The following is a 12140-nucleotide window of genomic DNA, read 5'->3' as shown; positions in this document are numbered from 1 at the left end:
GGGGGCTACGGGCCTTCCCGGGCGACCGAGGCTGCCGGGCCGTTGGCGTCCAGCCTCCAGCGGAGGCTCACGACCACCTGTCCCCACCCGCGCGGCTCCCCGCCGGCCCGCGCCGGGGCGTAGTCGAGCCGCACGTTCGACTCCGCGACGCGCGAGGCGATGGTCGCCAGCGGCCCGAAGCGCGAGCGGGCGAGGAGCCCGAGGAGGACCTCGCCCCGCCGGATGCGCTCGCCCGGAGCGGCACCGCCGGGGACGGCGAAGGAGGGCGCGGGGCAGACCTCGGCGAGGCAGGCGGGGGTCCCCGGGACGGAGCCGGGATCACGGACGGTCGCGTCGAGCCCGAGCGTCCGCATGGGATCGGGTCGCACCGACCGGAGGTGCAGGGTGGCGGTCGACCACCGTGGGCCATCGGGCGGGCCGAGCGGGGCGCCGCGGACGGGGAACACCGCGGTGAGCACGAGCGGCAGCACGGCGGTGATTGGACCCATCGTGAAACAAGATGGTGCTCGCGCACTCGCGCCGCAGCGGGAGCGCCCGGGAGCCGGGCGCCCGAGGGGGCGGGGGAGCGAGCCCGCCGGGCGCCCTCAGGCTGCGTCGTAGCGCTCGAACTTCATCGTGAAGAGCGCCCGGCCCTGCGTCGCCGAGCGGAGCTCGGTCGCGTACCCGAACAGCCGCCGCAGCGGAGCCTCCGCCTGGAGCACCTTCACCGCGGCGCCCCGGTCGGCGACGTCGAGGACCGCGCCCTTGCGGGCATCGAGCCCCCCGATCACCGCGCCGAGGTGCTCGGCAGGGAGCACCACCTCGAGCCGCATCACCGGCTCGAGGAGGACGGGGCGCGCCTTCGCGGCGGCGGTCCGGACCGCGTCGGCCGCCGCGATCTTGTACGCGAAGGGCTTCGAGGCGCCGTCGCGCCAGGTCGCGCCGGTGAGCGTCACCTCGACGTCCTGCAGCGGGTGCCCCTCGAGCACCCCCGCCTCCGCCGCCTCCCGCGCGCCGTCCTCCGCGAACCGGCGCACCTCCTCCCGCAGGAACGGCAGGGCCGCCGCCGCCGCCGAGAGCCGGAAGGCGAACCCGCCGCCCCGCGGGAGCGGGGCGACGCGGACCGCGACGGCGCCGAACAGCGGCCCGTCCTCGGTGGTCCGCTCGAACGCCGCCTCGGCGTCGGCGGCCGCGGTGATCGTCTCGCGGAGCAGGACCTGCGGCGGCCCGGTCCGGACCGCGAGGCCGAACTCGCGGCGGAGGCGCTCGGCGACGATCTCGAGGTGGAGCTCGCCCATGCCGGACACGAGCAGCTGGCCGGTGTCGGGGTCCTCGCCGTGGCGGAAGGTCGGATCCTCGTCGGCGATCCGCCCGAGCGCCTCGACGAGGAGCTCGCGCTCGCGCTGCGACGGCGCCTCGATCGCCTGGGAGATGACGGGCTCGTACGCGGAGAGCCGCTCGAGCACCAGCGGGTGGCTCTTGTCGGTGAGGGTGTCGCCGGTGCGTGTCTCCTTGAGGCCGGCGACCGCGAAGATCTGCCCGGCGCCGAGCGACGGCACGCGCTCCTTGTGCGCGGCGTGCATGAGGAGCACGCGGCCGACCTTCTCGAACCTTCGCTGGCTCGCGTTCCAGACCGCGTCGCCCTCCGCGATCCGCCCGGAGTAGACGCGGACGAAGACGTGCCGGCGCTTCTCGTCGAGGAGCGACACCTTGAACGCGAGCGCGAGCAGCGATCCGCTCTCGGTGGCGAGCCGGCGCTCCTCCTCCCCGGTCTCGGGGTTCACCCCCGCCGGCGGCGGCACGTCGAGCGGGGAGGGCAGCCAGTCGCACACCGCGTCGAGCACCTGCGGCACGCCCTTGTTGCGGAGCGCCGAGCCGCACAGCACCGGCACGAACCGGCCCGAGACGGTCGCGCGCCGGATCGCGGCGCGCAGGCTCGCCTCGTCGAGGTCGCGGTCCTCGAGCACCGCGTCGGCCGCGGCGTCGTCGAGGTCCGCGAGCGCCGCGACGAGCGCCGCCCGCCCGGCCTCGCCCGCCGCGGAGATCCCCGGCTCGACCGTGTAGGCGCGCGGGTCGTCCGGGTCCCCGAAGCGGACGGTGCGGCGCGCGACCAGGTCCTCGAGGCCGGTGAACGCGGCCTCGGCGCCGAGCGGCCGCTGCACCGGCGCGATGACGTGATCCGGGAAGCGGGCGCGCAGGGAGGCGAGCGTCATCGCGAAGTCGGCGCCCACCCGGTCCATCTTGTTCGCGAAAGCGAGGCGCGGGACGCGGTAGCGGTCGGCCTGCCGCCACACGGTCTCGCTCTGCGGCTCGACGCCGTGCGCGGCGTCGAACACCGCCACCGCGCCATCGAGGACGCGGAGCGATCGCTCCACCTCGATGGTGAAGTCCACGTGCCCGGGCGTGTCGATGAGGTGCAGCTCGTGGCCGGCCCACTCGAACCGGGTGACCGCGGAGGTGATGGTGATCCCGCGCTCGCGCTCGAGGTCCATCCAGTCCATCACCGCGGCGCCCTCGTGGACCTCGCCCATCTTGTGGGTCCGGCCGGCGACGAACAGGAGGCGCTCGGTGAGCGTCGTCTTCCCGGCGTCGATGTGGGCCATGATCCCGATGTTCCGGATCGCCCGCATCCGCCGCTCGGCGGCCGCTGCACCCCCTCCGCTCATCGCAGGTCCCTCCGCCGCGCGTGCGGCCGTCGCGGGAGTATAGCGGGGCCGGCCGCCGCGCCGGGGCGGCGGGAACGCGCGGACCCCTGGCCACACGGGGCGGATGCCCGGGCGCCCGGGAGGCGGGCGGGTTGCCGCGGCGAGGGCTTGAACCGGAGCGTTCGACCCCCTAGGCTCCGCGCCCCGTGCGCGAGACCTGCCGCCGCTGCCTCCGACCGACCGCGCACTGCGTGTGCGCCGACCTGCCGGAGATCCCGACACGGACGCGGGTCGTGCTGCTCCAGCATCCCCGCGAGGCGCGGCTCGCCATCTGCACGGCGTGGCTCACGCGGATCGCGCTCCCGAACTCGGAGCTGCACCGGGGCGTGGCGCTCGACGGACGGCCGCCGCTGTCGGACGTCGCCGCCGATCCCTCGGCGGCGCTGCTCTTCCCCGGCCCGGGCGCCGTGCCCGCCGCGGCGCGCGCCGAGGATCCGCCCCGGATCCTGGTGGTCATCGACGGGACCTGGGTGCAGGTCGAGAAGATGCTCGAGGCGAACCCGCGGATCGCTGCGCTCCCCAGGATCTCGGTCGCGCCCGACCGGCCCGGAGGTTACGGCGACCTGCGCCGCGAGCCGGAGCCGGATTTCATGTCGACGCTCGAGGCGACCGCGATCGCGCTCGGCGCGCTCGAGGGCGACCCGGCGCGGTTCGAGCCGATGCGGGCGGCCTTCGCGCGGATGGTCGAGCTGCAGCTCGCGGCGGCCCGCGACCGGCGGAGCCCGAGGCACCGGGGGCCGCGCGGCGGCGGGTGACCGCCCCGCGGCAACGAATCACGCTCGGTGGATGCGACCCTGTGTAGACTGTCCGTCCAAGCGATCAGGGAGACAGGGGCCACATGCGAACCAGACAGGAAGAACGGGGGCGACTGCTCGTGCCCGCGTTCGCGGCCACGGCGCTCGCGACGCAGCTGGCTTGCGGCGTCGTCACCGAGGGGATCGGGCGGTGCGGCGCCTACACCGACACGCCCGGCACGGCGCGCATCACGGTGGTCGAGGCGGCTCCGGCGGATCAGAGCAACTGCACGAACGATCCCGTGCGAGTCCTGTTCGACTTCACGCCGGCGGACGCGGACCTCGTTGCGTCCCGAGCTGCGCGCGACGTCCAGCTCACGATCGGCTCCGGGCAGAATCCGCCGCGCGCCTGGGTGACGGCCTCCGGGCTGACGATCGGGTCCGAGCACCCGGCCATCCGCTCCGACCAGCCGGTCGGGCCGTGCAAGCCGGTGGTCTTGAAGCTCACGGACGTGGACGGGGCGGCCGGGCTGAGCGCCTGCTACTGACCGCCCGGCCTTCCGGCGGAGTATTTGACCCGGGCGATATTGACGCCGAGGTCCGGCCGCGCTACACCTCCGCACGATTCACCCGGGTGAAATACCGGGGACGAGCGCGACGGAGGATCCATGTCGGACGATGATCGGTTCACGGCGTTCGTCGGGGAGCGGCTCCTCGCCTCCGGGCCGAGGCGCGACGTGCTCCTCGCCCTGAAGACCCACCACGACGCGGGCGGGGGCCGGGCGCTCGTCTTCAGCGACGCGACGGGTCGCCAGGTCGACTTCGACCTGCGCGGCACGCCGGAGGAGGTCGTCGCCCGCGCCGAGGCGCGGAAGAAGGCGGGCCCCGGGCGCCCGAAGCTCGGCGTCGTGTGCCGCGAGGTGTCCCTCCTGCCCCGCCACTGGGAGTGGCTGGAGCAGCAGCCGAACGGGATCTCGGCGGCGCTGCGGCGGCTGGTCGACGATGCGCGCAAGCGCGAGCCGGATCGCGAGCAGGCGCGGCGGGTCCGCGACGCGGCGGGCCGGTTCATGTGGTCGATGGCGGGCGATCTCCCCGGGTTCGAGGAGGCCTCGCGGGCGCTCTATGCCGGCGACGGCAAGCGGCTCCGGACGCTCGTCAAGGCGTGGCCGAAGGACGTCCGCGCCCACGTGCTGACGCTCGCGGACGAGGCCACCCGGCTCGAGAGCCCGCAGCCGCCGCAGCGGCCCGCGAACCCCTGAGCGCTGGAGCGAGGACACCATGGACCGGAGAGCCGCGCTGAAGCAGCGCGCCCGCGAGACGAAGACCGAGGCGGGCATCTACCAGATCCGGAACGTCCGGAGCGGGCGGGTGCTCGTCGCGAGCACGCTGAACCTCAAGACCATCAACGGCGCGCGGATGACGCTCGCGCACGGGCAACACCGGAACGCGGCGCTGCAGGCGGACGTGGCCGCGCTGGGGGTGGACGCGTTCGTGTTCGAGGTGCTGGAGGTGCTCGAGGAGCCGGAGGACGGGCTCGTCTACCGCCGGGACGCGCTCGAGCGCCTCGAGGCGGCGTGGCTGGAGAGGCTGCAGCCGTACGGCGTTCGCGGGTACAACGCGCCGCCGGGGGCGGGCCGCAGGGCCTGAGCACGCGCCTTCCCCGCCGCACGGCGTGGCGCTGCCGACGGCTGCGACCCTGTTTCGGCGCGCCGCAGCCCGGCGGGGGCCTCCGTCGGTGCCAGGAGCGCGCGACGTGCGCCGATCGGGTCGTGACGGCGCGCGGCGCGCCGGGGTTGCGCGCCGGGCGGGATAATCGCGGCGCGCCGCCGCCGGCGGTGCACCGAGGAGGACCCGTGCCCCAGCCGACGTCCGTCGCGATGCCCGCCCCCGAGCCCACGGCGCCCTCCGAGCCTCTTCCTCCCGCCCCACCGCATCGCTGGCGCTTCCACCGCGTCGGTGGCCTGGACCAGGTGCGGCTCGAGACCGGCGAGGATCTCGCCCACCTCGACGACCTCGATCCGAAGCTGTGGGTGGCCCTCTCCTGCCCGACGCGTGGGCTCGAGCTCGACGGCCACACGCTCGAGCTGCTCGACACGGACCGGGACGGCCGGGTGCGCGTGCCCGAGGTCGTCGCCGCGATCCGCTGGTGCCGGGAGCGGCTCCTCGACCTCGAGGCGCTCGTGAAGGGCGGCGGCGCGCTCCACCTCGCGGCCATCGATGCGACGCGGCCGCAGGGACGCGTGCTGCTCGGCGCGGCGCGGCTCGTCCTGCAGCGGCTCGGGAAGCCCGACGCGGACGCCATCTCCGCCGCGGACGTCGCGGACACGGCGCGGCTGTACGAGAACACGCTGTTCAACGGCGACGGCGTGATCCCGCCGGAGGCGGCGCGCGACGCCGGGACCCGGCAGCTCGTCCAGGACGTCATCGCCTGCCTGGGGAGCGTCGCGGACCGGAGTGGAAAGCCGGGCATCGACGCGAAGCGGCTCGACGCGTTCTTCGAGGAGGCGGCGCGGTTCGACATCTGGACTCGCGCGGGCGAGCAGCCCGACGTGGCCGTGCTCGGGCCGGGCACGACGGCCGCCGGCGAGGCGTTCCTGGCGGTGAAGGCCAAGGTCGACGACTTCTTCGTCCGGTGCCGGCTCGCCGCGCAGGACCCGCGCGCCGCGGCGGCGATGAACCGGGCCGAGCCGGACCTGCTCGCGCTCGCGGCGCGGGATCTCGCCGCGTCGCGCGACGAGGTCGCCCTGTTCCCGCTGGCGCGCGTCGAGCCGGCGCGCGCCCTGCCGCTCGTGGGCGGCGTGAACCCCGCGTGGGCCGCCGCGCTCGACGCCTTCCGGCGACAGGTCGTGGTCCCCCTGCACGGCGAGGCGAAGACCGCGCTCTCCGCGGAGGAGTGGGAGCTCATCTCGGCACGGTTCCTGCCCTGGGAGGCGTGGCGCGCGAAGAAGGCCGGCGCCGCGGTGGAGAAGCTCGGGGCGGCCCGGGTACGCGCGATCCTCGCCGAGGGGAAGGGCGCCGCGGAGGCGCTCCTGGCGGAGGACCGGGCGCTCGAGGCGGAGGAGGCGGCCGTCGGGGACGTCGTCCGGGTGGTCCACTACCACCGCGACCTGCACACGCTGCTCCGGAACTTCGTGTCCTTCGCGGACTTCTACGACCCGGCCCGCAAGGCGATCTTCCAGGCGGGCACGCTCTACCTCGACGCGCGGAGCTGCGAGCTGTGCGTCCGCGTCGACGATCCGTCGGCGCACGCGGCCCTCGCCGGCCTGTCCCGGATGTACCTCGCGTACTGCGACTGCCGCCGCCCGGGCGGCGAGACCATGAAGATCGCCGCCTGCTTCACGCAGGGCGACGCCGACTACCTGATGGTCGGCCGGAACGGCGTGTTCTGGGACCGCAAGGGACGCGACTGGGACGCGACGATCGTGAAGGTCGTCGAGAACCCGATCTCGATCCGGCAGGCGTTCTTCGCGCCCTACAAGAAGCTCCTGCGGATGATCGAGGAGCAGGTGGCGCGGTTCGCGGCGGCGAAGGAGAAGGCGGCCGACACGCGCCTCGCGGCGACGGCCGAGACCACGGTGGGCACCGCGACGGGCGCGAAGGCGCCGGCTCCCGCGGCGGCTGCGGTGGACGTCGGGAAGATGGTCGGCATCATCGCCGCCCTGGGCGTCGGCGCCGGGGCCCTCGGCACCCTGTTCGGCGGCTTCGTCGCCGGCTTCATCGAGCTGGCCTGGTGGGCGAAGCTCGTCGCCGTGGCGGCGCTCGTGATGATCGTCTCGGGGCCGTCCATGCTCATCGCGTGGCTGAAGCTCAGGCAGCGGACGCTCGGGCCGCTGCTGGACGCGACCGGATGGGCGGTGAATGGACGCGTGACGGTGAACGTGGCGCTCGGTACGGCGCTCACGGGGATCGCCGCGCTGCCGGCCGGCGCACGTCGCTCCCTCGAGGACCCGTACGCGGACGGCGCCAAGCGGCGCCGTCGCCGGATCGCCTGGGCGCTGGTCCTCGCGATCGCGGTGGCGCTGGTGCTCGCGCGCCGGTTCCACTACTGGCCGTTCCGCTGAGCGGGTCAGCCGACGACGAAGACCGTGCAGGACCGCGCGCCGTGCGCGCCGATCACGAGCGCCTGCTCGATGTCGGCGGTCTTGGACGGCCCGGCGATGAACAGCCGCAGCCCCGGGCCCGCGAGGTCGATGCGCGCGTAGGCGGCGTGCATGTCGCTCACGATCTCCGAGGCGCGGAGCACGAGCGCGAGGTGCTGGGCGACGACGAAGACGCCGCGCTGCGCGAGCGGCCGCGTGTCCACCCACACCGCGCCGTTCTCGGCGACGCCGAAGGCTCCGGGAACGACGGCGAGGTCGATCCCCTCGAGGGCGTGAGGGTCCGGGACCGACTCGAGCGGGACGTCGCCGGGGCCGGCGATCGCCACCGCGCTCGCGACGCGCCGGGCGCCGAGGCGCTCCGCGAGGCCGCGGACGAGGCCGGGCAGCGCGGCGGGATCGGGCACCCGGACCGGCTCGCCGCCGACCGCGCGCACCGCGACGTCGAACGCCGCCCCCGGATCCGCCGGGAGCGGCGCCGGCGCGGGCAGGTCCGGCAGGGGCACCGCGGTGGGCGCAGCGGCGCGGACGCGGGACAGGATCTCCTCGCGGCTACCCATGGCCGCTCCGCTCCTTCCTCCACCGCTCGCGGAAGCTCTCCGCCGGGAGGGGCGGCAGCTCGCGCTGGCGCCCCCAGACGTTCCACCGCCCGTACAGGAGCCCCCGCGGCGCGCGGCGCCCGAGGGCGCGGCCGAGCTTCCCGGCGAGGACGTAGAGCACCCGCGAGCCGAGGACGGTCCGCGCGAGCTTCATGAGGAGGCGCTTCGCGACCCCCGCCTCGCCGCTCCGGACGCCTGCGCGCCGGCGCTCGAGGATCAGCTCGTGGAGCGGGATCTTGACCGGACAGACGTCGTCGCACGAGCCGCAGAGGCTCGACGCGTACGAGAGGGACGCGTGCTTCACCGGATCGCGCGCCGTCGCGAGGACGATCCCGATGGGCCCTGGGACGGTGAAGCCGTACGAGTAGCCGCCGCTCCGGCGGAACACCGGGCACGTGTTCATGCATGCCCCGCAGCGGATGCAGGCGAGCGCGCCCTGGAAGTCCTCGTCCGCGAGGAGCGCGGTCCGCCCGTTGTCGACGATGACGACGTGCAGCTCGCCGCCGCGGATCGGGCCCTGGAAGTGGCTCGTGTACGTCGTGACGGGCTGGCCGGTGGCGGAGCGGGCGAGGAGCCGGAGGAACACGCCGAGGTCCTTCGCGCGCGGGATCACCTTCTCGACGCCCATGCACGCGATGTGGATGGGCGGGAGCGAGGTGCCCATGTCGGCGTTGCCCTCGTTCGTGCAGACCACGACCGCGCCGGTCTCGGCCACGGCGAAGTTCACGCCGGTGAGGCCGGCCTGGGCGGCCATGAACCGCTCGCGGAGGTGGACGCGCGCCGCCTCGGTGAGCTGCTTCGGATCCGAGACTCCGGCGGGCGTGCCGATGGTGTCGTGGAAGAGCTCGCCGATCTCCTCCTTCTTCTTGTGGATGGCGGGGAGGACGATGTGGGAGGGGGGCTCGTGGGCGAGCTGGACGATGCGCTCGCCGAGATCCGTGTCCACCACCTCGATCCCGCGCGCCTCGAGGTACGGGTTCAGGTGGCACTCCTCGGTGAGCATGGACTTCGACTTCACGAGCCGCGTCACGCCGCGGTCCGCAAGGATCCGGTGGACGATCGCGTTGTGCTCCTCCGCGTCGCGCGCCCAGTGGACCACTGCCCCGTGCCCCCGGGCGTTCCGCTCGAACTCCTCGAGGTAGTCGGCGAGGCGGCTCCGCGTGTGCGCCTTGATCCTCGCCGCGAGCGCGCGCAGGTCCTCCCACTCGGGGATGGCGTGCGCCAGGCGGTCGCGCTTCAGCCGCACGAACCAGAGGGACTGGTCGTGCCAGTGCGCGCGGTCCTCGTCCGCCGCGAAGCGCGCGGCGCGCTCGGCGTGGCCGCCGGGGAGGGCGTGCGCCGGGACCTGGGCGCCCGGGGCGGGCGCGCGCCCGGGGGCGGTCACGCGGTGGCCTCCGCGAGGATCTCGGCGACGTGCCGGAACGCGACGGGGTCCCTGCGGCGCCGCGCGAGGCCGTCCATGTGCATGAGGCAGGACACGTCGGTGCCGGTGACGATCTCGGCGCCCGCCTTCACGTGATCGGCGATCCGGTCGCGACCCATGAGGCAGCTCACCGCCTCCTCGACGACGGCGAAGGTGCCCCCGAAGCCGCAGCACTCGTCGGGGCGGGTGAGGGAGACCAGCTCGAGCCCCTCGATTCCGGCGAGGAGCCCGGCGACCTTGCTGCCCGGCGGCGCGACGAGCTCGCTCGGTGTCCCGAGCCCGAGCTCGCGCAGACCGTGGCAGCTCTGGTGCAGGCCCACCTTGTGCGGGTAGCGGCCGTCGAGCTTCTTCACCCCGAGGACGTCCACGACGAACTCGCAGAGCTCGAAGGTGCTCCGCTTCACCTTCTCGAGCCCCGCGCTCGCGGGCAGGAGCCCGTCGTAGTGGTTCCGCACCATCGACGTGCACGAGCCGGACGGGCAGACGACGTGGTCGAACGACCGGAACACCTCGACGTATCGCCGCGCGAGCGGCGCCGCGTCGTCCGCGAAGCCGGCGTTCGCCATGGGCTGACCGCAGCAGGTCTGGTCCTCCGGGAAGACCACCTCGCAGCCGAGGCGCTCGAGGAGGCGGGCCGTCGCCATCCCGACGCTGGGGTAGAGCTGATCGACGTAGCAGGGGATGAAGAGGGCGACTCGGGGCATGGAGGCTCGGGGAGGGGCCCGGGCGGGCCCCCCTTGGACCGACGGCTCACTTCAGCGGCGGCACCGGGATGGAGTGGGGGAAGACGTAGGCCTGGAGGAGGGCGATGATCCCGATGACCGCCGCGCCGGCGAGCGAGTGCCACCACACCGTGCGGAAGATGGGCCCGAGCGCGTGCGTGCGCTCCTTCGGCTTCTCGTAGCAGGCGGCGCAGGCGACCATGATCGACTGGGCGTCGATCATCTTGCCCATCACGCCGCCGGTGGAGTTGGTGGCGACGATCAGGATCTCGTTCAGCTTGAGCTGCTGCGCGGTGATCCGCTGCAGGCTCCCGAAGAGCGCGTTCGACGCGGTGTCGGAGCCGGTGAGGAACACGCCGAGCCACCCGAGGTACGCGGCGAAGAACGGGTAGGCGGCGCCGGCGGACGTGAACGCGAGGCCGAGCACCGCGTCGGTCCCGGCGTAGCGGGTGAGGTAGCCGAGCCCGAGCACCTGCCCGATGACGAGCACCGGCGTCTTCATGCGGTGGAGCGTCCTGGAGGTCGCCTCGCGCCACTGCGCGGCGTTCATCCGGAGGACGAGGCCCGAGAGGATCGCGGCCACGAACACGCCCGTGCCGGCCGCGGAGAGCCAGTTGATGGTGAAGCGCGCCGCCTCGGGCTTCGCGCCGACCGGGGCGATGGGGGGCATGCGCTCCACCAGGTTGTGCAGCGCCGGCATGTCCCACGCCGGGAGCGAGAGCGTCCCGCCGAGGGGCGAGCCGAGGAACGTCGTGCTGAACTTCACGCCGGAGAAGAGGTTGTTCAGGTACGCCTTCCACGTCGGCATGCCCCAGATCGCGCAGCAGGCGATCAGGATCGCCCAGGGGAGCCACGCGTAGGCCGTCTGCGCGAAGGAGTACGGGTACGCCCACTCGGTGTGGCCCGGGTCGCGGCCCGCGGCGCCGACGCTGCGCGCCGCCGCGCGCTCGGACGCCTCGCGCTGCGAGCGCAGCAGGAACCGGGTCTTCGGGTGCCACACGTACCTCAGGAAGAGGGCGGTGCACACCACCGAGAAGACGCCCGAGACGACGTCGGTCATGAGGTGGAAGGACTGCGTGCCGGAGGCGAAGTACTGCATCAGCGCGAACGAGCCGCCCGAGACCACCGCCGCGGGCCACACCTCGAACGCCTGCTTCCAGGTGCCGCCCTCCATCTTCACGAACGTCACGACCAGCCAGAACGGCACGAGCATCGACACCCACGGCAGCTGGTGCCCCGCCATCGCCGAGAGCGTCACCTGGTCGAGGCCGCTCACCGCCGCGAGCGTCACGATGGGCGTCCCGATGGCGCCCCACGCCACCGGCGCGGTGTTCGCGAGCAGGTTCAGCACCGCGGACTGGAACGGCGAGAAGCCGAGGCCGACCATCACCGCGCCGGCGATCGCGACGGGCGTCCCGAAGCCCGAGGTCCCCTCGATGATCGCCCCGAACGAGAAGGCGATGAGGAGCACCTGCAGCCGGCGGTCGAAGGAGATGTGGATGATCGACTCCTTCACGATCTCGAACTGCCCGGTGATGACCGTCATCGTGTAGAGGAACATCGCGGCGAGGACGATCCAGATGATGCCGAGGAACCCGGAGAGCGAGCCGAGCGCGAAGGCCGACACCGCCGAGCGGAGCGGCATCCCGAACGCGACGCACGAGACGACGAACGCCGCGATGACGCCGTAGAACGCGGCGTACGGGGCGGCGATCCCGAGGTGCTTGCGGCCTTCCTCGTCGCGATGGGGGTGGAGCGCGATGAAGTAGAGGAGGACGAGGATCGGGACCGCCGCGACGAGGGTGGAGAGGAAGACGTTGCCGAGCGGATTGTAATTCTGGTGGTACATGCGCTTTTCTCCCGCGCGTAGCTGCTTGGGTG

11 protein-coding genes are annotated in these 12140 nt (G+C 74.0%); 5 read left to right on the top strand and 6 right to left on the bottom strand.

Going from position 1 to position 12140, the window contains the following annotated elements; translation table 11 throughout:
* Positions 1-5: 5 nt before the first annotated feature.
* Both AMOR_RS00240 and fusA read right to left on the bottom strand, forming a co-directional pair.
* A complete protein-coding gene (locus AMOR_RS00240; RefSeq protein ID WP_248357415.1) occupies positions 6-488 on the bottom strand; it encodes a hypothetical protein in 483 nt (160 codons plus the stop codon).
* Between the two features lie 96 nt (positions 489-584).
* Positions 585-2645 carry an elongation factor G gene (gene fusA / locus AMOR_RS00235; protein ID WP_248357414.1) on the bottom strand — a complete coding sequence of 687 codons (2061 nt, stop codon included), beginning with the start codon at positions 2643-2645 and terminating at the stop codon, positions 585-587.
* 185 nt (positions 2646-2830) lie between these two features.
* Here fusA and AMOR_RS00230 point away from each other — a divergent pair, with 185 nt between their 5' ends.
* The 5 genes from AMOR_RS00230 (at position 2831) to AMOR_RS00210 (ending at position 7479) form a co-directional block, all read left to right on the top strand.
* The gene (locus tag AMOR_RS00230; protein WP_248357413.1) at positions 2831-3439 is read left to right on the top strand and encodes a tRNA-uridine aminocarboxypropyltransferase; all 609 of its coding nucleotides are present in this window, start codon (positions 2831-2833) and stop codon (positions 3437-3439) included.
* Positions 3440-3522: 83 nt separating this feature from the next.
* Positions 3523-3966, top strand: coding sequence for a hypothetical protein (locus AMOR_RS00225; protein ID WP_248357412.1), 444 nt, complete (start codon positions 3523-3525; stop codon positions 3964-3966).
* Positions 3967-4086: 120 nt separating this feature from the next.
* Positions 4087-4677: a DUF2239 family protein gene (locus tag AMOR_RS00220; RefSeq protein WP_248357411.1), complete on the top strand. Its 591-nt coding sequence runs from the start codon at positions 4087-4089 to the stop codon at positions 4675-4677.
* Positions 4678-4696: 19 nt separating this feature from the next.
* Positions 4697-5065, top strand: a complete 369-nt coding sequence (locus AMOR_RS00215) for a GIY-YIG nuclease family protein (RefSeq protein WP_248357410.1) — start codon at positions 4697-4699, stop codon at positions 5063-5065.
* A 206-nt stretch (positions 5066-5271) separates the two neighbouring features.
* Complete coding sequence (locus AMOR_RS00210; protein WP_248357409.1) at positions 5272-7479, top strand: hypothetical protein; 2208 nt, start codon at positions 5272-5274, stop codon at positions 7477-7479.
* Positions 7480-7484: 5 nt separating this feature from the next.
* On the opposite strand, the gene AMOR_RS00205 is transcribed toward AMOR_RS00210, so the two are convergent.
* From AMOR_RS00205 to AMOR_RS00190, 4 genes are read right to left on the bottom strand one after another with little or no spacing between them, the layout of a single operon-like run.
* Entirely contained in the window at positions 7485-8075 is a 591-nt protein-coding gene (locus AMOR_RS00205; protein WP_248357408.1) for a LutC/YkgG family protein, read from the bottom strand.
* Positions 8068-9498, bottom strand: coding sequence for a lactate utilization protein B (locus AMOR_RS00200; protein WP_248357407.1), 1431 nt, complete (start codon positions 9496-9498; stop codon positions 8068-8070). Before AMOR_RS00200 ends, AMOR_RS00205 begins: the two co-directional genes overlap by 8 nt.
* Positions 9495-10241, bottom strand: coding sequence for a (Fe-S)-binding protein (locus tag AMOR_RS00195; RefSeq protein WP_248357405.1), 747 nt, complete (start codon positions 10239-10241; stop codon positions 9495-9497). Before AMOR_RS00195 ends, AMOR_RS00200 begins: the two co-directional genes overlap by 4 nt.
* Positions 10242-10287: 46 nt before the next feature.
* The gene (locus AMOR_RS00190) at positions 10288-12108 is read right to left on the bottom strand and encodes an L-lactate permease (RefSeq protein WP_248357403.1); all 1821 of its coding nucleotides are present in this window, start codon (positions 12106-12108) and stop codon (positions 10288-10290) included.
* Positions 12109-12140: the final 32 nt, after the last annotated feature.

The organism is Anaeromyxobacter oryzae (genome assembly GCF_023169945.1).
GTDB lineage: Bacteria > Myxococcota > Myxococcia > Myxococcales > Anaeromyxobacteraceae > Anaeromyxobacter > Anaeromyxobacter oryzae.
Note: the sequence above shows the minus strand (reverse complement) of the source record. Positions and strands in the feature narration are given on the sequence as shown.

Bases quoted from the DNA above. Each gene is read 5' to 3' on its own strand.
- AMOR_RS00240 (WP_248357415.1), bottom strand. From the start codon at position 488: ATGGGTCCAATCACCGCCGTGCTGCCGCTCGTGCTCACCGCGGTGTTC.
- fusA (WP_248357414.1), bottom strand. From the start codon at position 2,645: ATGAGCGGAGGGGGTGCAGCGGCCGCCGAGCGGCGGATGCGGGCGATC.
- AMOR_RS00225 (WP_248357412.1), top strand. From the start codon at position 3,523: ATGCGAACCAGACAGGAAGAACGGGGGCGACTGCTCGTGCCCGCGTTC.
- AMOR_RS00220 (WP_248357411.1), top strand. From the start codon at position 4,087: ATGTCGGACGATGATCGGTTCACGGCGTTCGTCGGGGAGCGGCTCCTC.
- AMOR_RS00215 (WP_248357410.1), top strand. From the start codon at position 4,697: ATGGACCGGAGAGCCGCGCTGAAGCAGCGCGCCCGCGAGACGAAGACC.
- AMOR_RS00205 (WP_248357408.1), bottom strand. From the start codon at position 8,075: ATGGGTAGCCGCGAGGAGATCCTGTCCCGCGTCCGCGCCGCTGCGCCC.
- AMOR_RS00195 (WP_248357405.1), bottom strand. From the start codon at position 10,241: ATGCCCCGAGTCGCCCTCTTCATCCCCTGCTACGTCGATCAGCTCTAC.
- AMOR_RS00190 (WP_248357403.1), bottom strand. From the start codon at position 12,108: ATGTACCACCAGAATTACAATCCGCTCGGCAACGTCTTCCTCTCCACC.